Source organism: Myxococcales bacterium (assembly GCA_016712525.1).
Lineage (GTDB): Bacteria > Myxococcota_A > Polyangia > Polyangiales > Polyangiaceae > JAAFHV01.
The window spans coordinates 363462-387049 of record JADJQX010000007.1; the positions used below are offsets into that span (position 1 = coordinate 363462).

The 23588-nt window shown below is 69.4% G+C and carries 20 protein-coding genes; 9 read left to right on the forward strand and 11 right to left on the reverse strand.

Annotated elements, in window-relative coordinates; translation table 11 throughout:
- Positions 1 to 2: 2 nt before the first annotated feature.
- Entirely contained in the window at positions 3 to 764 is a 762-nt protein-coding gene (gene hisF / locus IPK71_18700) for an imidazole glycerol phosphate synthase subunit HisF (GenBank protein ID MBK8215765.1), read from the reverse strand.
- Positions 764 to 1405: an imidazole glycerol phosphate synthase subunit HisH gene (hisH, locus tag IPK71_18705; protein MBK8215766.1), complete on the reverse strand. Its 642-nt coding sequence runs from the start codon at positions 1403 to 1405 to the stop codon at positions 764 to 766. Before hisH ends, hisF begins: the two co-directional genes overlap by 1 nt.
- Before the next feature lie 141 nt (positions 1406 to 1546).
- Here hisH and IPK71_18710 point away from each other — a divergent pair, with 141 nt between their 5' ends.
- On the forward strand, positions 1547 to 2680 hold the full coding sequence (locus IPK71_18710) for a hypothetical protein (GenBank protein MBK8215767.1): 1134 nt from the start codon (positions 1547 to 1549) through the stop codon (positions 2678 to 2680).
- Positions 2681 to 2742: 62 nt separating this feature from the next.
- Here IPK71_18710 and IPK71_18715 read toward each other — a convergent pair whose 3' ends face one another.
- Complete coding sequence (locus IPK71_18715; GenBank protein ID MBK8215768.1) at positions 2743 to 3291, reverse strand: DUF2062 domain-containing protein; 549 nt, start codon at positions 3289 to 3291, stop codon at positions 2743 to 2745.
- On the reverse strand, positions 3288 to 4067 hold the full coding sequence (locus IPK71_18720; GenBank protein MBK8215769.1) for a tetratricopeptide repeat protein: 780 nt from the start codon (positions 4065 to 4067) through the stop codon (positions 3288 to 3290). Before IPK71_18720 ends, IPK71_18715 begins: the two co-directional genes overlap by 4 nt.
- A 109-nt stretch (positions 4068 to 4176) precedes the next feature.
- On the opposite strand from IPK71_18720, the gene IPK71_18725 reads away from it, so the two are divergent.
- Both IPK71_18725 and IPK71_18730 read left to right on the forward strand, forming a co-directional pair.
- Entirely contained in the window at positions 4177 to 6012 is a 1836-nt protein-coding gene (locus tag IPK71_18725) for a peptidoglycan DD-metalloendopeptidase family protein (protein ID MBK8215770.1), read from the forward strand.
- Between the two features lie 70 nt (positions 6013 to 6082).
- Positions 6083 to 7549, forward strand: coding sequence for an MCE family protein (locus IPK71_18730; protein MBK8215771.1), 1467 nt, complete (start codon positions 6083 to 6085; stop codon positions 7547 to 7549).
- 22 nt (positions 7550 to 7571) lie between these two features.
- Here IPK71_18730 and IPK71_18735 read toward each other — a convergent pair whose 3' ends face one another.
- Positions 7572 to 9248, reverse strand: a complete 1677-nt coding sequence (locus tag IPK71_18735) for a dockerin (protein ID MBK8215772.1) — start codon at positions 9246 to 9248, stop codon at positions 7572 to 7574.
- Positions 9249 to 9392: 144 nt separating this feature from the next.
- On the opposite strand from IPK71_18735, the gene IPK71_18740 reads away from it, so the two are divergent.
- The 5 genes from IPK71_18740 (at position 9393) to IPK71_18760 (ending at position 15457) form a co-directional block, all read left to right on the forward strand.
- Positions 9393 to 10424 (forward strand): radical SAM protein, encoded by a 1032-nt coding sequence (locus IPK71_18740; GenBank protein ID MBK8215773.1) that lies wholly within the window; start codon positions 9393 to 9395, stop codon positions 10422 to 10424.
- 99 nt (positions 10425 to 10523) lie between these two features.
- Entirely contained in the window at positions 10524 to 11891 is a 1368-nt protein-coding gene (locus tag IPK71_18745) for a hypothetical protein (GenBank protein MBK8215774.1), read from the forward strand.
- Complete coding sequence (locus tag IPK71_18750) at positions 11888 to 13291, forward strand: outer membrane protein transport protein (protein ID MBK8215775.1); 1404 nt, start codon at positions 11888 to 11890, stop codon at positions 13289 to 13291. Before IPK71_18745 ends, IPK71_18750 begins: the two co-directional genes overlap by 4 nt.
- Positions 13288 to 14400, forward strand: a complete 1113-nt coding sequence (locus IPK71_18755; GenBank protein MBK8215776.1) for a hypothetical protein — start codon at positions 13288 to 13290, stop codon at positions 14398 to 14400. Before IPK71_18750 ends, IPK71_18755 begins: the two co-directional genes overlap by 4 nt.
- Before the next feature lie 34 nt (positions 14401 to 14434).
- Positions 14435 to 15457, forward strand: coding sequence for a PrsW family intramembrane metalloprotease (locus tag IPK71_18760; GenBank protein MBK8215777.1), 1023 nt, complete (start codon positions 14435 to 14437; stop codon positions 15455 to 15457).
- Positions 15458 to 15545: 88 nt separating this feature from the next.
- Here the strand turns inward: IPK71_18760 and argS are convergent, their stop codons facing one another.
- Positions 15546 to 17288: an arginine--tRNA ligase gene (argS, locus tag IPK71_18765; protein ID MBK8215778.1), complete on the reverse strand. Its 1743-nt coding sequence runs from the start codon at positions 17286 to 17288 to the stop codon at positions 15546 to 15548.
- A gap of 96 nt (positions 17289 to 17384) precedes the next feature.
- On the opposite strand from argS, the gene IPK71_18770 reads away from it, so the two are divergent.
- A complete protein-coding gene (locus IPK71_18770; protein MBK8215779.1) occupies positions 17385 to 18164 on the forward strand; it encodes a class II glutamine amidotransferase in 780 nt (259 codons plus the stop codon).
- Positions 18165 to 18167: 3 nt separating this feature from the next.
- Here IPK71_18770 and IPK71_18775 read toward each other — a convergent pair whose 3' ends face one another.
- Genes IPK71_18775 through IPK71_18795 form a run of 5 tightly spaced genes read right to left on the reverse strand, consistent with a single transcriptional unit; the run spans position 18168 to position 23561 of the window.
- A complete protein-coding gene (locus IPK71_18775; GenBank protein MBK8215780.1) occupies positions 18168 to 18491 on the reverse strand; it encodes a hypothetical protein in 324 nt (107 codons plus the stop codon).
- Positions 18488 to 19024 carry a transcriptional repressor gene (locus IPK71_18780; GenBank protein ID MBK8215781.1) on the reverse strand — a complete coding sequence of 179 codons (537 nt, stop codon included), beginning with the start codon at positions 19022 to 19024 and terminating at the stop codon, positions 18488 to 18490. The genes IPK71_18775 and IPK71_18780 overlap by 4 nt, the downstream gene beginning before the upstream one ends.
- A 6-nt stretch (positions 19025 to 19030) precedes the next feature.
- Positions 19031 to 20188 (reverse strand): hypothetical protein, encoded by a 1158-nt coding sequence (locus IPK71_18785; protein MBK8215782.1) that lies wholly within the window; start codon positions 20186 to 20188, stop codon positions 19031 to 19033.
- Between the two features lie 47 nt (positions 20189 to 20235).
- A complete protein-coding gene (locus tag IPK71_18790) occupies positions 20236 to 21084 on the reverse strand; it encodes a hypothetical protein (GenBank protein MBK8215783.1) in 849 nt (282 codons plus the stop codon).
- Positions 21081 to 23561, reverse strand: a complete 2481-nt coding sequence (locus IPK71_18795) for a TonB family protein (GenBank protein ID MBK8215784.1) — start codon at positions 23559 to 23561, stop codon at positions 21081 to 21083. The genes IPK71_18790 and IPK71_18795 overlap by 4 nt, the downstream gene beginning before the upstream one ends.
- Positions 23562 to 23588: the final 27 nt, after the last annotated feature.

Here is a 23588-nt window from a genome sequence, read left to right on the forward strand (position 1 = left end):
GCTCAGGGGAAGAGGCGCGTGAGCTCGGCCCTCGTGGGGTAGTTCGTGAGCACGGCGCGGTGTTTTCCCTGGTAGACGAAGAGGCTGCCGCACGCCACGGCCGACGCGCCGCCCTCCTTCACGGGGGCCGGGAGATGCTCGAGCTTGCCCGCGCCGCCGCACGCGACGACCGGGATCGAGACGGCCCGCGTGACCTTGCGCACGAGCTCGACGTCGTAACCCTCGAAGGTGCCGTCACGGTCGACCGACGTGAGCAGGATCTCGCCCGCGCCCATCTTCTCCATGAGCTTCGCCTGCTCGACCACGTCCTTGCCGGTCGCGTTCCGCGCGCCGTTCGTGACCACGCGGTACCGCCCGAAGAAGTCACGCTTGGCGTCGATCGACGCGACCACGGCCTGGCTCCCGAACTTGTCGGCGATCCGGGAGAGGAGCTCCGGGTTCTCTGCGGCCTGCGTGTTGAGGCACACCTTCTCGGCGCCGATGCCGAAGATGCGCGCGGCCTGCTCGAAGGTCCTCACGCCGCCGCCGTACGCGAACGGCATGAAACACTCCGTCGCGATCTCGCGGATCATCTCGTAAGGAGGGTCTTTTTTGTCGGGCGTGGCCGTGATGTCGAGGAAGAAGAGCTCGTCGACCTCCTTCTCGTTGTAGATGCGCACGGTGTTGATCGGATCGCCGACGTACTTGGCGTTCTCGAACTTCACCGTCTTCACGAGGCCGTTTCGCCGGAGGAGGAGGCACGGGATGACACGGACGCGGAGCATCAGGCGGCCTCCTCGCGGGACGGAACGGCGGCGAAGTTCTTGAGGAGACGCATGCCGAACCTGTGGCTCTTCTCGGGGTGGAACTGCGCGCCGTACACGTGACCCTTGCGGACCGAGGAGACGAACGGCCCGAAGAAGGGCGTCGTCGCGGCGACCTCTCCCGCGTCGTCGCACACCGCGTGGTACGAGTGCACGAAGTAGAAGCGGCACTCGTCGGTCATGCCGGCGAAGAGCCCCGACGTCGTGTCGACCGGCGTGGCCACGTTCCAGCCCATGTGCGGCACCTTCATCTTGCCCGTCGGGTCGCGGTCCTTCGTGAAGCGTTTGCACTCGGCGTCGATCCAGCCGAGCCCGGGGAGGTTTCCCTCTTCGCTGCCGCGGGTGAGGAGCTGCATGCCGAGGCAGATCCCGAGCACCGGCGTCTTTTTCTCGTGGACGCACGTGTCGAGGACGCCGACGAGGTCGTGCCTCTTGAGCTGCTCCATGCCTGCGTCGAAGGCCCCCACCCCGGGCAAGAGCAGCTTGGGCGCGGCGAGGAGCTCGGCCCTGTCGCGGCTTGCCTTGGCCGGAATGGATAGGAATTTCAACATGTTGAGGATGGAACCGATGTTCCCGACCTCGTAGTCGACGATGACGATCATGGGCACCGAGCAGCTACCAGAGTTTTTGCGGGCGCGGTATCGGCCCACGAGGTTCGTTGCCGGGCCCCCCGGGGCCGTTCGTCGTCATGTCGGACTGTCCGGAAATTCGGCCGCCCAAAAAAACCTCAGTATGCTCGGCGCATGTCGATCTCGACGTGCTCGCGCTTCTTGAAGGCAGGCTTCCTCATGGCCACGGCCCTCCTCTCCGGCTCCGCGTTCGCCCAAAAGGCGGGGGGCCCTCCGCCGCGGAGCCGGAACCAGCCGCTCAACCTGAGCTCGAGCGACGCGTCGGCGTCGACCGCCCAGCGCGCGCGCGCGAAGGCGAAGGCGGGTGAGTGCGAAGCTGCGCTCCCCCTCTTCGACGAGGCCATCCGCATCACCATCGAGCCCACGCTCCGGCGCGATCGCGGGGCGTGCCACGACAAGCTCGGCAACGCCACCGCCGCCATCGAGGACTACCGCGCGTACCTCTATGCCCGGCCCGAGGCCCAGGACGCGAAGGAGATCGAAGAGCGCATTCAAGTGCTCGACGGTCAGCTCGAGGCGGCCCGCAAGCCCGAGGACACGAAGGGCGGGGGCGGAGCGGAGGCCAGCGCCTCGCTTTCCATCAACGGCGAGAAGGCCGAGGCCAAGGGCTCGACGAAGGGCGGGTCCGGCGAGTCGAGCGACGACAAGGCGGCGACCAGCTACGACGACTTCTCTGCGCGCGTGAAGCGCCGCGACGAAGCCGAGAGCTCGAGCATCCGTTCGGGGTCCGGTGGGGCGTTCGGGTTCTACCTGTCGTTCCGCGGCTTCGCGACGAAGGGCTTCGCCGACGAGCTCTCCTACGCGGTGGGCGTCACGCCTCGGTACTCGTTCAACTCGTTCTTCAGTGTCATCGGAGAGCTCGGCTTCGCGGGCGTGGGCACTCGCCCGCGCACGGCCGTCGGCGGCGTTCAGGTGTGGGCCGCGCCCGAGATTCGCTTGAAGCTCGATCCCTACGCCTCGAACCAGATCCTCCTGGCGCTCGGCCCGGGCTTCGAGCGGTACAGCGGCCTCGATCGATCGAACGCCGCGGCGTTCAACACCTTCCACCTCCGGGGGCGCGTCGGCTTCCGGCACGTGTTCGGCGCGAACGTCGCGCTCGACGCCTCGTTCGATCCGGCCGTCATGTTCGCCAAGTACGACGGCGATCCGCAGGTCGTCAGCATCGCGGGGCAGGCCATCGCGGTGACCCCACAGGTCGACCCGCAGTTCCTCGTCGGTGGGACGTTGTCCCTCGTGGTCGGCTTTTGACGCGACCGCTCGAGGAGCAGATCCTCCCCTAGTTCCAATGGGTTAGCGACGCGTCGCGAGGGTCAGGCCTTCGCGACGTTCGCGCTCGTGCCGCGGCGCCGCCTCGAGATCCATCCCACCGCGTACGTGAGCCCCGCGGCGACCGCCGCAGAGACGGGGCTGACGACGAGCGTCCCGAGGGCGAGCTCGCGCGCGTAGTCGAGCGGGCCGCGGGCGTCGAAGTCGGCACGGTCGAGGTGGATGAGCGAGCCCGTGCGCAGGTAGGCCCCCACCTCGATCTCGGTGATGTTGATGAAGGGTGCGAAGATCGGGAGCGAGACGTTCGACGCCACGTACGCGATGGCCGCGTCGAGCTTGAGGGGCAGGCAGATCCCCATCACGAGGAAGAAGTGGAGGCCGTAGAGCGGCGTCGTCCCCACGAGGACCCCTACGGCGACGCTGGCTGCGGCCCGGCCCAACGTGAGCTCACCGCCGCGCACGCGCGCCCACGCGGCCTTGACCTTGTCGTGCTGCACGAAGGCGCGAAACCGCCCTCGGAAGCCCCGCGCGGGGGCCTTCGTCGTCTCGGTGTCGGGGACCCCGCCCTCACCGGTCGGGGGGGCGTCGCTCATTCGGCTTTGGGAGGAGGCTGGGTGCGCGCCCGCTCGAGCATGCGGAGGTAGAGCTTCGCCTGGGAGCTGTCGGGCTCGAGCTCGAGGGACTTCTTCCACTCGCGCTCGGCGCCGTTGGTGTCGCCCATCGTGAAGAGCGTGATGCCGAGGCCGAGGCGCGCCGGAACGTAGGTGTCGCGCGCCGAGATCGCCGCTTCGTACGCGGCGCGCGCGGCGGGGAGGTCTCCGACGTTGCGGTGGAGAGCGGCGAGGCGAACCTGGAGATCGGCGAACTCGGGGCAGAGGCGCACGGCGGATTGGTACTCGGCGATGCCCTCGCGGAGGAGGCCCGCGTCGGCGTACGCCTCGCCCACGGCCGCGTGCATGTTCGCGATCTTGCCGCGCGCGAACGGGTCGAGCGAGGAGCCCGAGCCCGCAGGGCCCGCCTTGATCTTGGCGTAGATCTCCTTCGCTTTGTCGTACTTTCCTCGGTCGTTGTAGGTGACGGCGAGGTTCAGGGCGGCCTCGGTGTAGGCAGGGTTCAGCTCGAGGGCGCGCTCGAAGTGGTGCTCCGCCGCCACGAAATTGCCCCGCGAGTGGCAGATGACCCCGAGCATGTCGTGCACGTCGGCGTACTTGTCGTGCTCCTGAAGCACTTCACGAAGCACACGCTCCGCTTGCTCGAACTCGCGTTTCCCGTAGTGCTCGCGGCCGAGGACGACGAGTTGTTTCACGCGCTCGCTCACCGACATGAAGGCGTCTCCTTGCGGCCCGCCGAGGAGGCGGACCCCGCCCATTTTTAGTTTGTTTCACCTGACGCGTCGAGACTTGTCGCCTGGCCTCCTGGGGGCCTTGGACCACACGGGGATTGCCTCGCGGGCCGGTCGCGGGTAAGCCGTGCGGGCCTTGACGCACGATTCGGAGAACGTGGCCGCCCCCGAGGACGGCCCGGACGCCCAACCGGCCGACGAGGCCGCGCGGCCTTTGCCCCCGATCGCGCCGGTCGCGCCTCTGGATGTTCGGCCCGAGCCTGGCGAAGGAACTGCCCAAGCTACCGAAATCCATAATGAATTCGAGGGCGAGCCCCCTGACGAGCGGGGCGACGGCGAGGCCGCGGGGGACGAGCAGGCTGGGGAGACCGCGGCTCCGGATGGCGAGCCGGTCGGAAGCCCGAAAGCCGGGGAGGACGCTCCGAGCGCGCCCGAGGACGTGGCCCCCTCGGCTCCCCGACCGCCTTCGCGAGCCCCTGGGGCGTTGCCTCGCGCGATCGCGCTCGTCGCCTCGGTGCTCGTCGCGACCGGACTCTTCGTGGCCGGACGGCGGGCGACACCCCCGGATGGAGCGGCGCTCGTGGCGGCCGACGCGGGTGCTCCGGAGGCGGGCGCGGAGCGGGCCGAGGGAGAGTCGACGGAGGCCGCGGTGGCCGTGGGGCTCACCCCGCTGCCGAGCCCGAAGGACCCGCCCGCGACCCCGAAGGGGCCGGCCGTGTGGCGCGTCACCGAGCTCCGCGACGATCCGAAGGTCACCTTCGCCGAGGGCACGGTCGGCAAACGAACCCTCACGGCGGCCCTCACCAAAGCGGGCCTGCCCTCGCGCGAGGTGCACCGCCTCCTGAAGGCGCTCGAGGGGAAAAAGAAGGTCGACAGGCTCCGCCCGAAGGACACCTTCGTGTTCGCGGTCGACAAAGAGAAGGGCCGCCTCACGGCGTTCGAGCTCGCTACCTCGCCCGAGGACGTGTGGCAGGCGCGAGACGAGGACGGCAGCCTCACCGTGAAGAAGCTCGAGCTCTCGGTCGAGCGCCGCAAGGTCGCGGTAGGGTTCGCGGTGACCGGTGAGCTCCACGAGGCCGTCACCCGGGCGGGCCTCGACGACGACGCGATGAAGCGCCTCGACGACGCGCTCGACGGTCACTTCGAGCTCTCGGATCTGCGCCCGGGGACACGCATTCGCCTAGTGCTCACCGAGCTTCGTGTGGAGGGGCAGCTCGCGAAGTACGCCCACGTGGACGCCGCGGAGGTCCGCCCGCCGTCCGGCCAGGGGGTGATGCGCGTCTACCATTTCGACGAGGACGACGACCCCGACGAGCGGCGCGGCAAGGACAAAAAGAGCAAAAAACACGATCGACCGACGGGCTTCTTCGACGCGAAGGGGCACCAGCCGTACCACGGGGGCTACCGGTCACCCGTGCCCGGGGCGCGCATCTCGTCGCGGTTCAACCCGCAGCGTCTCCACCCGGTCCTTCACGTGGTCATGCCCCACAACGGCATCGACTTCGCCGCGCCCACCGGCGCCAAGGTCTACGCGGCGTCCTCGGGGACCGTGCTCCTCGCGGGCAACGGCGGGCCGTGTGGGAACATGGTGCAGATCGAGCATGCGGGCGGCCTCGTCACGGCCTACTGCCACCTCTCCAAGTTCGCGCCCGGCCTGCACGCGGGGCAGCACGTCGACACGCGGCAGCTCGTCGGGCTCGTCGGCGCCACCGGCCGTGTGACCGGGCCGCATCTCCATTTTGCCCTTAAGAAAGACGGAAAATTCATCGATCCGATGACCCTCAAGATGGACGGGGTGCGCGTCCTCCCCGCGCGGGACCGGGAGGCCTTCGCGCGCGCGCGGGCCGCCCTCGACGCCGCCCTCGACGCCGTCCCGCTGCCCGCCGCTCCGTCGGCCGTCGACGCAGGGGCCCCGGCCCAAGACGAGGTGTACGACGAGGCCCCCGACGACGGAGACGCGGGCGCGCCCTGACGTTGGCGTCGGCTTCGCCAAACCCGAGGCAAAGGCGCTCGAATTCCGCTAGGGTAGCCCCTCGAACGGCATGGCGACGGTAACCCAAGGCGCGAAAGTCGGAGCGTTTCTGCTCATTTCGGCGGCGGGTGGCTTCCTCGTCTACAACACCGTGAAAAAAGAGGTGGGGCGCGGCACGGGCTACACCGTCCACGCCTACCTGAACGACGCGTCCGGCCTCGCCCCGCACTCGCGGGTCACGATCGCCGGCATCCCCGTCGGGCAAATCCAGAAGATCTACCTCGAGGGCGGCCGCGCGCGGGTCGACGTGCACGTCGGGAGCGACGTCGAGCTCAACGCCACGGCCACCCTCGGCGTGCGCTCGGCGAGCCTGCTCGGAGAGAACGTGATCGTGCTCCAGCCCGGCGTCGGCGGACCGAAGAAGAAGGACGGCGACGAGATCGCGACGCTCCCCGAGCCGAAGAGCTTCGACAACCTGAAAGAGCAGCTCTCGTCGATCGCGGACGACATCAAGAAGGTCTCGCACCAGCTCGCCGAGAGCGTCGGAACCGACCGCGGGGGCCAAGAGATGCGCGACATCCTGCGCAACGTGGCCGACGCGACCGAGCAGCTCGATCTCATGGTCCGCGAGAACCGCGCCGGGCTGAAGCACACGATCGACAACGTCGATCGCATCACGACGCGCAGCGGCCCTCAGATCGACGAGGTGCTCGAGAACGTCAAGGTCATCACCGCGAACGTGAAGGTGATGCTCGCCAAGAACGGCGGCGAGAACGGCGAGAGCGGCGAGCTCCGGCAGACGATCGAGCGCATCAACCGCGCGTCGAAGAGCCTCGAGAGCACGCTCTCCCACGCCGACAACATCGCCGGCCGCATGGATCGCGGCGAGGGAACGCTCGGCCGCCTCTCGAAGGACGAGGCCCTCGTGAACGAGGTGCAAGGCGTCGCCGAGGGCGTGAACGACTACGTGGACAGCCTGCGCCGCCTGCAGACCGTGGTCGGTCTCCGATCGGACTACAACTACCTCTCGAGCACGGTGAAGAGCTACGTCGAGCTCCGCCTCCAGCCCCGCGAGGACAAGTACTACCTCGTCGAGCTCATCAACGATCCGCGGGGCGTCACCTCGTACAAACAAGAAGACGTCGAGTCGACCGACCCGAACAAACCCGCACAGTCACGCACGGTGACCACGACCACGCAGTCGTCGCTGAGGTTCTCGATCCAGTTCGCGAAGCGGCTCGGGCCGTTCACGGGGCGCTTCGGCATCAAGGAGTCGTCGGGTGGTATCGGCGTCGACACGACGCTCTTCCGCAACCGGCTCGAGCTCGTGCAAGACGTGTTCGGCTTCGGCGAAGAGGCCGTGCCTCGCTACCGCGTCTACGCGGCCTGGCAGTTCCTCGACCACTTCTGGTTGCTCGGCGGCGTGGACCACGTGTTCCTCGAGCAACGCCGCGACTTCTTCTTGGGCCTCCAGCTCCGCTTCACGGACGAGGACCTCAAGACGATCCTCCCGTTCGCGGGCGGCGTTCGCCCCTGAATTGTGCCGTAGTTACGGCCGTTTACGGGACGGGGAGCTCGAACGCGACGGCGTAGTTGTGTTGGTTCGAGCGGACGCGCACGGTGGCCGTGCCGGTCGCCCCGGGCCACGGCTCCGACAGCTCCGCCGAGGTGGCCGTGCGCGTGACGATGGCCGTCTCTGCGGGGAGGCCGCCTCCCACGACGAGCTCGTAGCGCCCGTGTTTGGAGAAGTCGCCCGTGACGGACGTCGCGCCCGTCACGGCCTCGATCACGACGGGCTCGTCGTCGATGCCGACGAGGGGATCCGAGTCGCGGAGGAGCCCCATGCGGCCATCTCCCTCGCCGGCGCGCGCGCCCGCGGGCCCCGTGTCGTCCATCGTCATCGCGTAGCGGACCACGAGGTCTTGCCCCGTGGGCTCGGTGTCGAGCGTGATGGTGACCTTGTCTCCGGCGATCGCCACGCTCTCGATGACGGCCTTGCCGTTCGAGTCCTCGACCTCGAAGCCCTTGCCGAGCGCCCACGGGTGCCCGGCCTCGGGGTGCGGCGTGGGGAGCACGGCGTCCCACGCGAGCGGCGGGTAGGGGACGTGGAACGTGACCGTGACGACCCGCCCGACGCGCGCGACCGCGGTGGGCTCGAGCGGGCGGAAGGGCCGCTTCTCGACCTGGTTCTGGAAGAACGCCTCGCCGTGTTTGATGCCGAGCCTCCGGTACCCGAAGGCGTCCATGTGGACCTTGTCGCTCACGTAGGGGTACTGGTACTTGGGCCCGAGGCACACGATTTTCCCGGGCGCCGTGCGGCTCGCGGTCCACGCCGCGAGCGTGGACGTGGAGCGCAGCATGGCGTCGCCGCGGCGCGGGATCGAGTGCTGCTGCGAGACGTACATCGGGATCGTCGAGGTCTGCCCGGTGAGCGCGCGGAGATCCGTGTCGTAGTCGCGCTGGAGCGTGACGAGCCCGGCCTCGTACGTCCCGAGGATCGCGTCGGCCTCGCCGTGCGTGAGGATCACCGCGCCGACACCGAGGCGCTTTCCGGCGGTCTGAGCGAGGGCCTTCTGCGCCGTGACCTCGAACGTGGTGCGCTCGAACGAGTTGCCCGTGCCCCCCTTCGCGATGAAGCTCATGGGCTTCCCGCCGGAGCCGACCACGGAGTGGATCTGGGGCAGGCCGACCATGCCGGCGGCGCGGGCGAGCGCGGTGATCTGCGAGGCCATCGCCGTGTGGGGCGTCTCTCCGCGGATGTTTGCAGGATACACTCCTGCCGTGTAGAGGGGCGCGCCCCAGGTCGTAGGTCGGATGGGCTCGGCGAGGGGGACGAGCTTGAGGCCCGCGGCCGCCTGGAATTTCGGCTCGGGGCCGTCGTCGTCGAGCTTCATGTTGTCGAACGACGGCGCGGTCGACAGGGGCGGAGCGCCCTGCGAGCCGATCGAGAGGCTCTGGCCCGTGCCGACGATCGTGGTCCAGTCGAAGTCCCAACTGGGCACGACCGGGCCGGCCTCGCCGTCGACGGCGATCGCGTCCGGGGAGGCACCGTCGCGGGGCGTGGCGTCGGGGGTGCGCGCGTCGTCGGGTGCGCGCTCGTCACCCGGGGACGTGTCGGCCGCGGCGTCGGCGGTGGGCGGCCCAGGCTCCTCGTCGAGGGCGAGGCCGCAGGCCAACGCGGTGAGTGGCAAGGAGACAGCGGCGGCGAGGAGGCGTGAGGCGAAGGGGAGGCGCACCCTCTCACGGTAGCAGAGCCGCGCAGCCGTGGCCCTCGTCGCGCGCGCCTCCCGCGCCTCCCGCGCTCATCTCGGGGTGCGGCGGCGCGACGCGTCTGCTACGAGGGGGGCGTGACAGCGCTCCAGGGGCTCACACCCGAGGCCATGACGCTCGCGTTTCCCGAGGTCTCGCTCGGCGAGGCGCGAAAGATCGTGTCGACGATCGTCCGCTTCGGGGGAGAGGCGCTCCGCGGTCCGGTCGAGCAGGTGCGGCGAACGGCGCTCGAGGCGGTGCGCGCGCGAGGCTCGGTGCCGTCGCTCGAGGTGCTCGCCGAGCGCAAGAGCCTCGTCGATCCCTTCGTGAAATACCTGCTCGCGACCCACGACGGCGAGCGCATCGAGGCCGTGCGCATCCCGCTCGAGGAGCCCGGGCGCTTCTCGGTGTGCGTGAGCTCGCAGGTCGGATGTGCGTTGAAGTGCGCCTTCTGCGCGACCGGGCGCCTCGGTCTGCGAAGGAACCTCGAGACGTGGGAGATCGTCGAGCAGGTGCGCATCGTGCGCGCGCACCTCGACCCGGGGGGGCCCGCGCGTCCGCGGGTGCACGGCGTGGTGTTCCAGGGCATGGGAGAGCCGCTCGCGAACGCCGATCGGGTGCTCGACGCCATTCGGGTCATGACCGAGCCGAGCGGGCTCGCGATCGACGCGCGGGCCATCACCGTGTGCACCTCGGGATTGCCCGCAGGCATCCGAAGGCTCGCCGTCGAGGCTCCGAAGGTGCGCCTGGGGCTCTCGATCGCGAGCGCGCGCCCCGGACGCCGCAAGAGCCTCATGCCCATCGACGACGCTCACCCGCTCGAGGTCGCGCTCGATGCGGCGGCCTTCCACGTCGCCGAAACCGGGCTCGCGCCGCTCTTCGCCGTCACGCTGCTCGCCGGCCACAACGACGACCCCGAGGACGCGCGGGCCCTCGCCGCCGTGGTGCACGGGTTCTCGAAGCGCACCGGCAAGAGGCCGCGCCTCTCGATCATCCCGTACAACGCCATCGCCGACGAGGACGACCCGTTCGTCCGCTCGTCCGACGCGCGAGAGGAGGCCTTCCGCGAGGCGCTTCGAGCCGAGGGCGTGCACACCCACAAGCGGTACAGCGGCGGCGGAGACGTGGACGCCGCGTGCGGGCAGCTCGCCGGCCGCGGCTGACGTGACCCTGCAAGTGCTCGAAATAAAGGCACTTTCGTGATGTGGGAGAAGGTCGCCCTTGTGTTCGACGAGCGATTCTGAAAACCGTGGGAGAGCACGGTGAGCGTCGATCGTAGGGGCACGTCGGAGGGGGCGAGAGGGGCGCGGGCCGCGGGCTTGGTCGTGGGGCTCGTCGCGCTCTTCGCGTCACGTGAGGCGAGCGCGTCGCCGGAGGACCTCTTCGGGTACGGTCCGCGTTCGTCGGCCATGGGCGGCACGGGCGCGGCGTCGGCCCAGGGGTTCGAGGCGGCCTGGGGCAACCCTGCGCTCTTGTCGCGGATGACGTCACGCAAGCTCACGCTCGGCTACGGGGGCGCGACCTTCGGGCTCACGCGCACGCCCGAGGGCGGCCCGTCGATCTCGCACGACGCCGAGGCGGCGCGGGGCATCTTCATCGGGGCCGATCTGCCGCTCCCGTTCGGCGGCATCTTGAAGGATCGTGTGGGCGCGGCGCTCGCGTTCTACACCCCGTCGAGCATCATCATCCGCGGGCGCCTCCTCTACCCGGACAAGCCTCAGTTCCCGCTCCTCGGGGAGCGTGCGCAGTCGCTCACGGTGCGCGCGGGCTTCGGCGTCGACATAGGCTACGGGCTCCGCGTCGGGGCCGGGTTCGCGGCGCTCGCCGAGATCGTCGGCGACGTCATCGTGGCGACGGACGCCTCGGGCCGCGTGGGCACGCGGGTGGAGGACCAGCTCGTCGCGTCGTATGCCCCCACGTTCGGCGCCACGTACGATCTCCCTTTTTGGCGCGGCGCGCGTCTTGGCGCGACGTTCCGCGGCACGCTCGACGCACGCTTCTCCGTCCTCATCGACGCGACCAAGCTCTCGTCCTTGAACATCCCCGTGTTCAACATCAGCGGGCTCGCCCAGTACGATCCTGCGCAGCTCGCCGTCGAGCTCGCCCACGAGAGCCGAGAGCGAACCGTGGCGTTGGGTGTAACCTACAAGGGATGGAGCGCGTACCGCGGCCCCATCGAGCCGACGGTCCCGTGCCCCGAGGGGGAGGAGGGCTGCGGCGCGCTCGTCCCTCCCACTGTCCCCTACCGGGACACCGTGGTCGTCCGCGTCGGGCTCGACGAGAGAATCCACGTGACCCCCTCGCTCGAAGGCCACGCGCGGGTTGGCGCGTTCTTCGAGACGAGCCCGCTCCCCGCGACGCTCCCGTCGTCGGACGCGTTCGACCTCGCGCAGAAGGAGCTCCGTAGCGTCCCGACTCGCTACTACGACGGCTCTCGGCTCGCAGGAACGCTCGGCCTCGGGCTCTCGATGAAGGCGCCCTTGCCTCCGTTGGATCTCGATCTCTACACCCAGCTCCACGCGGTGCTCCCTCGGGAGATCACGAGCGAGGTTGCCGGGGGCCCGCCCGAGCGGACGTCGATCTCGGGGCGAGTGCTCGTCTACGGGTTCCTCGCGGGGGTGCGGTTTTGAAGGCGCTCCGTCGCATCGCGGGCACGCTCGCGGTCCTCGGGGTCGCGCTCGTCGGAGCGCGGGCGGAGGCGAACCCTCACGATATTTTCGGGTTCGGCTCGCGGGGGCCGGCGCTCGGGAACGCGGTCTCGGCCGACGTGAGCGACGTCTCGGCCGTGTACTACAACCCCGCGGGCCTCGCGCGCGCGCGTGGCCTCGAGCTTTCGCTCGGGTATTTCAGGGCGTCGCACCACCTCCAAACGAACGGCACCGACAACGAGGTCGACCCGGTAAAGGGGCTCGTCTTCGGCGTGGTCGCGCCCGGAGAGCTCTTCGGCAAGCGCTTCGCCTTCGGCCTCGGGGCCCATCTCCCCGACGATCGCATCTCGCGTGTCCGAGCGTTCCGCCAAGAGCAACCGCGCTGGGAGCTCTACGACAACCGGAACCAGAGGCTCACGCTCACTGCGGCGCTCGCGTTCGCGCCGACCGACTGGCTCGAGCTCGGGGCAGGGCTCTCGTTCATGTCGTCGACCGTCGGGCGCCTCGACATCCGCGGCTCGGCGAACATCTTCGCGCCGGTGCAGAGCCAGCTTCGGCACGAGGTCGACGCCGATCTCACGGCCATCCGTTACCCTCACGTGGGGGCACGTGTCGCGCTCTCCGAACGTGTCGCGCTCGCGGCCGTGTACCGCCACGAGTTCCAGCTCGGGCTCGATCTGTCGGCGCACCTCGAAGGCGACATCTCGGGCCTCACCACGGCGACGTACGACCTCACCACCTCCAGCGTGAACAACTACCTCCCCCGGCAAGTGGTCCTCGGGGGCTCGTGGCTCGTCACTGACGCGCTCCGCGTCAACGCCGACTTCACGTGGGTCGAGTGGAGCGCGTACGTCGCGCCGGTCGCCTCGCTCGGTGTCGCGCTCGACATCCCGCCGCCCAAGGGCGGATGGCCCTCGAGCATCACGCCCCCGGAGACGCCCGCGCCGACCGCCATCGTCCCTCTCCGCATGCGAAATCGCCTCGTCCCGCACCTCGGTCTCGAGCTCGTCCCGGTCGACGGGTCGAAAGGCCGCGTGGCCCTCCGCGCCGGGTACGAGCACCAGAAGACGCCGATCTTGGCGCAGACCGGCACCGTCTCGTACATCGACCGTGATCGTCACACCATGTCGTTCGGGCTCGGCCTCGCGTGGAAGAACCCGGGTGAGGTGTTTCGTGGAACCCTCTCGCTCGACGCGCACGCGCAGGTGAGCGTCATGCCCGAAGAGGTCACCCTGAAGGCGAGCCCCGCCGATCTCGTCGGAGACTTCCGCGCCGGGGGGCAGATCTGGAACCTCGGAGCCACCCTGACGGCGGCGTTCGACGGGCCCGTCGTGTCGGCGTTCTCCCGACCCGCGGTCCAAGGAAAGGGAGCGAGCCGGTGAGTCCCGTCGCGCGGATCCGTGCATTCTGCTGCCTATTCGCCTTCGCGCTCTCGGCGTGCGCGACGATCGGGTCCGACGGGCTCGGCGACGTGGGCCTTCCTTCGGCTGGCGTGGGGCCTTTTCGGCGGCTCCGCGCGGGCGAGGTGGTCGGGATTGCGCCGTTCGTGCTCGACGGCGAGGGTGGGTACCGGGAGCCTACGGCGCTCGCGGTCTCGAGCGCGGGGCCCGAGGTCGTGCTCTTCGCCGAAGCGACGGGCTCGGGGCGCGACGGTACCCCCGTCGGGCCCATCCTCGTTCGGACCCGCGCGCTCGATGGCCGTTCGTTCCGTGGGAGCGGTGGCGGTCCCGGGCGAGGCACGGAGGTCGCTCTCGTACCGTCACGACCGTGGGAAGAAGGCGAGGTGCGGTCACCGTTCGTGATGCGCCTCCGTGGGGAGGTCGTGCTCTTCTACTCGGGGAAAAATGGGCGGATCGGGCTCGCGCGAGGCCCTTCGCTCGATGGCCCGTTCGTTCCCTCCGACAGCCCCGTGCTCGACGAGACGGGCCGCGCTCCATGGGAGGTCGAGCCGCCGCGCGCCCCGACGGCCTACGTCGAGGGCGACAGGGTGCACCTCTTCTATGCCGCGGGTGGATTCGTCGGTGAGGCGGTCGCAGACCCCGGGACGCTCACGTTTCGGCGTGTCGACGCCGATCCGAGCACCCCTGAGCTCGATCCGGCGCTCTCTCCGAGCCCGACCGTCGACCCGAAGAGCCTCGCTCCCAACGAGAAGCCTCCGTTCGACGAGGCCGGCGTGGGGGATCCGGACGTCTCGGTGCGCGAGACCCCGGCCGGGCGCGTGCACGTGCGTGTGCTCTACACGGGTACGTCCTCCGCCGGCGCGAAGGTCGTGGGCTTCGCGGCGCGGTACGGGCACGCGGGCAAGCTCTCGCGCCAGCCCCTCCCCGTGTACGCCGCGAAGGGAAAGGAGCGCGCGCCCTCCCTGCTCGACCTCGGCGAGCGAGGGTACCTCTACGTGACCGAGCCCCGGTCGACCGATGGCCGTGAGGGGATCGGGGCCGCTTTCGCGCCCGCGGCGTCGGAGCCTGGGCCGCCCGCGCCATCCGAGTGAGGGAAGGGCTCGGCCTCGTGGTACCCTCGAGCCGATGGTCGCCGGGATCGTGCTCGGAGTGCTCTTCGTCACGCCGTTCGTCCTCACGTACGTGCTGCTGATCCGTTGGGTCGACAGGTTCGAGCCCGAGCCGTGGTGGCTCATCGCGGTCGCCTTCGTGTGGGGCGCGGTGTTCGCGACGTCGGGCGGGGGCGCGTCGTCGGCGTACGTGCAGACCGCCGTGCAGAAGGTCTTGGGGGCGAGCAGCAGTGATCCCCGGCTCGATGCGTTCGGCTCCACGGTGCTCGCTCCCGTCTTCGAAGAGGGGTTCAAGGCGATCGGCGTGGCGCTCATCGCGTTCTTGGGTCTCATCGGACTGAAGAGGCTCGATGGCCCGCTCGACGGTGCCATCTACGGAGGCGTCGTCGGTCTCGGCTTCACGTTCACGGAGGACATCCTCTACGTCGCGCAGCAATACGCGCGAGAGGGCCTCGGGGGCTTCGTGGTGCTGCTCTTCCTTCGAACCGTGCTCCTCGGTTTTTCGCACTGCACGTTCACCGCCTGCACGGGGCTCGGGTTCGGGATCGCGGCCGAGTCGAAGAGCATGGCCGTCAAGCTGCTCGCTCCGCTCTTCGGCTTCGGGTGCGCCATGGCGATGCACGCGATGCACAACGGGCTCCCCACGTTCTTCGGAGACGGGGGCCTCGTGCTCATGCTGCTCGCGTCGTGGCTCATCGACCTCCTGTTCTTCGCGCTGCTGTGGGTGCTCGTCACCCGCGACCGCTCGATCGTCATCCGAGAGCTGCTCGGCGAGGTGGGGACGTTGATCCATCCGTCGGAGCTCAAGCTCGTGAGCTCGTACGTGACGCTCGGAGCGAAGAACCTCCGCATCTTCTTCTCGCTGGGCTTCTCGGCGTGGCGCGTTCGCCGCAAGAAGCAGCTCTCGCTCGTGGAGCTCGCGTTCCTGAAGAGCCGACGTCGGCGTGGCGAGACCGGGCGCGCGATCGACGAGCAGGAAGCGAAGCTGCGCCACGCCATCGGCGAGGCGAACCGCGTCGGGATCCGGATCGGGGCCTAGCACGAGGGGCCCCACCAAGTGCTTGATAGTATTATGAAAAGTGGCTCGTGAGCCGTGCTCGTCCGGGTGGCGGGACGGGTCGTCGGTACTACATCTTCTCGGGCACACGGATGCCCAGAAGGCGAAGCCCCTCGGCGAGCGTTCGCGCGGTGAGATCCGCGAGAGACAGGCGTGACTCGCGGGTCGCGCCCTCGGACTTCAGGATGGGGCACTTCTCGTAGAACGACGTGAAGGTCATGGCGAGGCCGTAGAGGTAGCCTGTGAGCTTGTGGGGCTCGAGCGTCGTCTCGACCGCGCGGATGGCCGACGGGAAGGCGAGGAGGGCGAGGGCGAGCGCGCGCTCCTCTTTCTCGGCGACCAGGATCGCGCCCTTTCCGCCGTCGACCCCGGCCTTGCGGAAGACCGAACGCACGCGGGCGTACGCGTACTGGAGGTACCCCGCGGTGTTGCCGTCGAACGAGACCATACGGTCGAGATCGAAGACGTAGTCTTTCACGCGGTCCGAGGAGAGGTCGGCGTACTTGATCGACCCGATGCCCACCATCTTCGCGATGTCGTCGCGGGTCTCGGCGTCGAGCTCGGGGGCCTTCTCCGCGAGGACGGCGAGGGCCCGCTCGATCGCCGCGTCGATGAGGTCGACGAGGCGGACCGTCTCGCCGGAGCGTGTTTTGTACATGCGTTTGTCGGTGCCCAGCACGGAGCCGAACGCGACGTGCTCGGCGCGCTTCGGCGACGCGAGCCACCCGAGCTCCTTCGCGGCTTGGAAGACCATGCCGAGGTGCTGCGCTTGGGGAGCTCCGACGACGTAGAGCAGGCGCGTCCCTCCGAGATCGTCGAGCCGGTAGCGAATGGCGGCGAGGTCCGTCGTCGCATACCCGAACCCCCCATCCGTCTTGCGGACGATGAGCGGCAGGGGCTCGCCCTCCTTGTTGGTGTATCCCGCCGGGAAGAGGCAGAGCGCTCCCTCCGAGATCGTGGCCTTCCCGCCCTTCGCGAGCTCGTCGCAGAGCGGCGCGAGCTTGCCGTTGTAGAAGCTCTCCCCGCAGGCGTCGCCCGTGCGCATCGTCACGTCGAGCTTTTCGTACACGGACTCGAAGTAGCGCTTCGAGAGCGTGACGAGCACCTGCCACGAGGCGAGGGTCGTTTCGTCGCCGGCTTGGAGCATCACCACGCGCTTTCGGGAGCGCTCCGCGAACGCCGGGTCGGCGTCGAACTTGGCGCGCGCGGCCTTGTAGAACGCGCTGAGCTCTCCCACCGCGAGGTCGCTCTCGGCCTGCTCGCTGCCGAGGTCGTGGAGGTGCTCGATCAACATGCCGAAGGGGGTGCCCCAGTCGCCGAGGTGGTTTTGGCGCACGACCCTATGGCCACGGTGCTCGAGGAGCCGCGCCAAAGCGTCACCGATGAGCGTGGTGCGCAGGTGGCCGACGTGCATCTCCTTGGCCACGTTGGGTGCCGAGTAGTCGATGACGACGGTGTCCTTGAGGCTGGCCTCGGGCACGCCGAGCCGCGCGTCGGCGAGCACGCGAGCGCACGTCTCCCCGAGGAAGGTCGCGCGGAGCGTGAGGTTCAAGAAGCCGGGGCCCGCGATCTCGATGCTCTCGAGGAGGGGGCTCGACGTCGTGTCGATCTTGGCGACGATGGCCTCGGCCACGGCCCGCGGTGGCTTCTTCGTGCGCTTGGCGAGCCCGAGCGCGAGATCGGCCTGAAAATCGGCCCGATCGGACCTTCGGACGAGCGGATCGACGTCGGCGAGCTCGGGGCCGAACGCCTCCACGGTAGCGGTGCGGACGAGGGACTCGAGCTGGCTCTGGAGATCGTGGTCATCGCTCATGGCATCGTCCTCATAGCCGAGGCGACGGCCCGTGGTCGACAGGCGCGTGCGTGGGCGCTTTACGTGGGGGTCCCACGTCGTGCATGCTTCGACGCCATGTGCGAGCTCCTCGGCATGGAGTGCAACGTACCGACCGACATCGTCTTTTCGTTCTCGGGCCTCGTGCTCCGAGGGGGCAAGGCCGGGCCCCACTCCGATGGCTGGGGGCTCGCCCTCTACGACGGCAAGGCGGCGCGGACGTTCCTCGAGCCTTCGGCCGCCGCGCGGTCTCCTCTCGCCGAGTTCGTGCGGAACCACCCGACGAAGACGCTGCTCGCCATCGCTCACGTCCGCAAGAAGACGCGCGGACGCGCGGCCCTCGAGAACACGCACCCGTTCGTGCGAGAGCTGTGGGGGCGCACGTTCGTGTTCGCGCACAACGGCACGGTCCGCGGAAAGTCGCGCTTGCCGATCGGCCGTTTCCGGCCGATCGGTGACACCGACAGCGAGCATGTCTTCTGCGCGATGCTCTCGGAGCTCGAGCGGCGGTTCCCGTCCTACCCGAAGAAGGCGTCGGAGCTCTGGGAGGCCGTGTTCGAGCTCGGCGCTCGCTTCGGTGAGGAGGGCACGCTGAACTTCTTGCTCGGGGACGGGACGCATCTCTACGCGCGCTGCGCGACCAAGCTTGCCCACATCGTGCGCAAGGCACCGTTTCAGAAGGCGACGCTCGCCGACGACGAGGTGCGCGTCGATTTCGCCGAGGTGACGACGCCGCGCGATCGCGTGGCCGTGGTGGCCACGGTTCCGCTCACCCGAGACGAGACCTGGACGGTAGGAAAACCCGGGGAAATGTGGGTGTTTCGCCGGGGTGAGCTCCGCGCGACCTTCGGCGGATGAACGTCAGCCTCCGGTCGCGACGTCGCGGCTTGTCGCGTCGGGGCCTCCCGCGTCGGGCGGCGCGGTCAACGCGCACGCGGCCGTGCACTCGCTCTTCTTGGCCGCGCACTCCGACTCGGTGACCCCTTCTTTGTGCGTGAGGTCGTGGCACTCCGCAGCCTTCCCTCCGAGGGACTCGGCCTTCACACAGGCCTCGTGGAAGGCCTCGCACGACGCGGGCATCGCGCCGTGGTCGTGGTCCTCCCCCTCGTGGTCGTGGTCATCGCTGCAGGCGATGGCGAGGGAGAGCGCCGCGGTGATCGAGAGAGCCGTAACCATGTGTTTCATGTGGGATCCTTGTCGATGGGGGTGGGTCGAGGCGCTTTGGGGCCCTGCCGCGTCGTGAGCCGGGTGCCCGACGGAGGGCCGTGGTGTCTGCAGCTGTCGCAGATGCCCGAGAGCCGAACGGTGCAGGACCCCTGGGCGATGGCGATCGGGATGGCGTGCCCGTCCCTCGTCGCGACGACGACGCCCTCGAGGCAGGTGACGTCCTGGCAGGCGTCGCAGACGAAGTGCGGGTGATCGTGGCCTCCGGTGGTGTCCGACATAGCGAACCGCCAGAGGTGGTCCCCGAGATCGTGCCGTGCGAGGACGCCATGGTCGGCGAGGCCGACGAGCACCCGGTACACGGTGGCTCGGTCGAGCGCGAGGCCCCCCACGGCCGCGAGCATCTCGGCGTGGCTCATGGCCTTCTGCTCGCGCATGAGCGTTGCGAGGATGGCGCGGCGCGCGCGCGTCACGCGGAGCCCTCGCTCACGGAGGAGGCGCGCCGCGCGGTCGGCGAACGGCTTCGGGTCGGTGGCGTCGGGGGCGCGACCCATGCTGCCTCAGGGCTTGTACCCGAGCTTCACCTCGCACTCGCCGTCCGAGTTGAAGTGCCCGCCCGACGTGGCCGTGTACCCGAGAAACGCCGCGAAGCTGTTCGCTTTGGTGAACGTGACGCCGTTCGTGTCGAACCGGAGCTGACCTTGAGGCGCCTTGTAGTCGGCGACCACGCTGCGCCCCGGCAGGGGCTCGCCGGCCTTCGTCGTGAACGCGGTGACGTCGACGGGCTCGAGGTCGTCGATGGTCACGGTGCCCTCGCTGTCGGGGGTTCCGTAGGTGGACGCGCGCGCCGCGATGGGATCGAAGTGGAGCGGGGTGCCCTCGACGTTGAGCTTGTTCCAGAAGAGGTGATCCGTGTGGATCGTGATCTGGGCCGTGGTCGTCTTGTCGGGGCTCACCTGCACGCCTCGAGGGAACTCGTCGCCCTTGGCCGTGAGGTCGGTGTTTTGGCAGTTGAGGTACGAGGCCGGGTTCTTGAGCCCGAGGGTGAACTTCACCTTTTTCGGGAGCTTGGCGAACACCGTGCCCGCCTCGGGCGCGGGGCCCTTGTACGTGGCGGTGCCCACCACCACCGTCGCGTAGCCCTTGGCGACCGCGTCGCGGTAGAGCGCCTTCCCGGTCTCGTCGAGGTTCACGAGCGTCGCCTTGTCGTTCGCGGCGACGATGTCGTACCCGAACGCATAGCGGCTCTGCGGATCGAACGCCCCCGAGCGAGTGTCCTTGAAGGCGGCGATGGCGACCGTCTTCTCGTCGGGCTCTCCGCTCTTGCCGGTGATGGGGCCTCCGACGGTCACGTCGACGGCGAAGGGCCCTTTGGCTTCGGCGACGGTCTCACCGACGACGTCGGGCGAGCCTGGGTCTTTGTCGGGGTCGGCCGAGAGGCGCACGTTGTCGAGCGTGACGATGACGTGCTCGAAGCGGAGCTCCCATCCGTCGACGAACGCGGGGGGATCTCCCTCCGAGAGAGACGCGGGCGTGAAATCGTACCCCTTGAGGGCGAGGTCCTCGCCCGACACCGTCACGAGGATTCCTCCCTTTCCGGGGTCGCTCGGCGGGTACGTGGACGTGCCGCCCGTTCCGGTCCCCACGGGGTCGGACGAGCAGGCCATGGTCGCGATGGATGCCGAAAGAACGGGGAGCGCGAGGCGCCAGAGCTTCATGAACGGTTCTCCTGGAGGTGTCGAGTGGGTCGGCGAGAGCGCTCCGCTCATGGCGAGACGAAGCGCACGGTCCACGTGCCCGTGGCCGACTTGAGTCCTTGAAAGAGGCTGGTGACGACCTGGTCATTGCCGGTCGCCTTGGACTGGACGAGGCGCGCCGCGCCGTCGGCGTCCTTGGGGTTCGCGTCGAGCGCGCCGAAGTCGCACCCTCGGAGGGCCTCGCGGACGTCGAAGAGCACCTCGAGCGCGCCGCCCTCTTCGGGCGTGAACGACGCCGCGATGCCACGAATCCTGCGGATCTCGGAGAGCGTCCTCGCGCCGCGTGTGCCGGGCTCGGCGTCGGGCAGGAACGCGTCGTCGATGGCGAGGCTGCCTCGGAAGCGGAGGCTCGCTCCGCCACGCTCGGCCGTGCCTTCGACGTCGAGCGATGCTCGCGCTTTCTTGGTCTCGGGATCGTCGCCCGGGGGGGGATAGAGCCAGATGTCCACGGTGCGCACGGGCTCGTTCGTGACCGTGGCGCGCCTCGGGAAGGGTACATGCGCGTCGGAGAGGGCGTCGAACGTGACCTGTCCGAGCACCTCGCCCACGATCCTCCCGGAGCCGAGGTGGTCCTCTCCGTGGGCGTGCGCGACCCCCTCGAACGGGAAACGGAGACCCCGTGCGGCGGTGCTCGAGCCTCGCGGCGCGACCACGTTGAGGTAGACGGGCCCGACGGTCACCGTGGCGCGGTCGAGCCGGACGACGTAGCCCTTGTCGTTCACGAAGGGGCGCCCCTTCGCGACGTCCGGATGACCGCTCGCGAAGGCGTCGACGTCGAACTTTCGTGCCCCGGTGCCGCCCGCGCACGCGGACACGAGCCCGAGCATGCCGGCGAGGAGCATCCGTCGGCCGATCACGAGCCGTCCTCCTTGGACTCTCGTCCGAAGGTGATCGTGAGCGACGCGTAGACCGCGCGCGGCTCGCCCGCCGAGAAGTGCCGCGCGGGGACGAGGGTAGGGTAAGGTGCGCTCCTGAAGTCGGACACGTAGTTGTACTCACCGATCCGGTACTGGCGGCCGAGCAGGTTCGTGCACGTGATCCCGAGCGTCAGGGCCTTCCACGAGACCTGCGCCGCCGCGTCGACGAGGAGCTGCACGTCCGAGCGTTCGTCGAACGGGAGCGGCCTCCGCCCGACGTACGAGATGCCCGTACCGAGGGAGGCTTCGGGCTTCGTGCCACCTACACGGAAGGGCAGAGCCGAGAAGAGCACGCCGTCCCACCGCGCGACGACGGGCGGGGCGTACGGAATCGGGAGGCCGGTGTCGGAGAAGCGCGCGTTGACCAGGGTGACCGAACCGGCCACGTCGAAGAACCGGCCCGTGGCGCGCGCGCTCCCGGCGAACCCCGTTCGCGTCGTGCCGTCCGCCAGGGTGTTGCGCCCCTCGGTTTGGTTGAAGAAGAGGTCCTTGTCGACGCTGGTCGAGAAGAACACCGAGCGCACCTCGAGCGACGCTGCGTCGAAGTCTCTCCGGTAGGTGACGGCGCCTTCGGTGGCGACGGCCTCGGCGAATGGAGTGACGAGCCGCTGGTCGACGTACTGCGGGTCGAGGCTCCGTGCCCCCGTCCCTCGGCTCGCGGAGAAGAGAAAGCCGTCGAACGGCCCGACGAGCACGGTCGCACGGGGCTGGAAGAGCCCCGACGCCGTGCTCGTGGTTTGGTCGGGGCTGCGGTAGCCGAGCCGGTCCGAGGCGAAGCACTCGGTGTCGACGGGGTCTCCACCGAACGACGAGGGCGAGGTGAGGGCGCAGCGGTCGTCGACCCGGTAGTGGAAAAAGTCGGCGCGGGCGCCGCCCCGAAACGTGATCTTCGGGAGGGGAGAGAGGCTCGCGTCCGTGTAGAGTGCAATGTTCGAGAGGGCCGAGTCGAGGGCGAGCTCGCGGCGGTACGGGATGGTCGTCCCGGAGCGGTTTCTCTGCTGATTTCCATCGACCATGTCGAGGCGTGCGAAGAGCCCGACCTCGACCTCTTGCCGCCTGTCGAGCCAAGAGAAGCCATGCCGCGCCGAGGATCGCGCGCCGACGGTCACCGCGTTCGAGCGCTGGTCGATGAGGTCGCCGCGCTGCACGTGCGGGCTCTGCCACGACCGTTGAGGGTCGTTCAGAAAGCCCGTGAAGTTCTCTCGGAGCCGAAAGTCACGAAGGATCACGAAGGCCGACTGGGAGAGGCGCGTCTCTTCGAGCTTTCGCGTGTAGGTGGCCCCGAGCGAGGTCCGCGTCGCGTCTCCCCCTTGCTCGGAGTCGTACGTGTCGTAGAAGCCCTTGCGCCCCGCGGCGACGTCGTCCTGCCGGAGGAGGCCGGCTTGCGCGTACGAGGTCGCGTAGCTCTGCGCGAGCACGCGGAAGAGCCCGGTGTCACCGACCTGGGTCTCGTAGCCGCCGATGACCGACGCCCGCTTGCTCGCACGGTTCGCGCCGAACCCGTCGGACTGGAAGAGCTCGCCCATCGCGAAGGTGTGCGCGTTCTGCTTCTTGGGCCGGAAGCCGAGGAGGAGCCGCTTCGTCCCGAAGGAGCCGAGGGTGGTCTTGGCGAAGATCCCCGCCTCGGGGAGGCCGACGTCGTACTGAGCGGAGCCAGCGACCGCGAAATTGCCCTGCTGCGGCGCGTACGGGCCCTCGATCACGCGGAGCGAGAGGACCGCCTCGGGCGGGAGGAAGTGGGTATCGGCGAGGCCGTTGCCGTGAACGTTGCCGACCTCGTTGATCGGGATTCCGTCGACCGAAAACTCGATGTCTTGGCCCTCTCGGGCGTCGAAGCCACGGAGGAAGATTTGGTACGGGTGCCCCGTCCCGCCTTCGTTCGTGAGGAGCACCCCCGGGGCGAGCCTCAAGAGGCTCGCGGCGTCGCCCCGTGGGACGAGCGCGAGCTTGCCGATGCGCACGTCGTAGTCGGAGCCGCCGCGCGACACCTCTCTCGCGCCGCCACGAACCGACACACGCTCGGGGCTCGGCGGGGGCGTGGGCTCGACCTTGGGCGCATCCTGGGGCGCGCGTGACCTCTTGAAGTGGAACGGCACGAGGACCCGAGCCGCGACAGGGACGCCGGCCTGGGTCGCTGGACGGAACCGATATGCGCGCGCGGCTCGTTCTGCGGCGTGGTCGAACGGAGCGCCGCCCGACCGCGTCACGCGTACCTCGACGACCCCGCCACGAACGTCGACGAGCAGCTCGAGCTCGACCTCGCTCTCGTCCACCTGACCGTCGGGGAACGACGCCTCGTCATGGTGAACGAGCTCCGGGCCACGCACCTCGCCCGTCTCGGCGCGCGCCGAGACCCCGAGCAGCATCACGGCCGCGAGGGTCGGGGCAAACGGGTGGAAGCGCGCGAAGAGCGGCATCGCTTATCTTTGTAATGCAACCTGTGT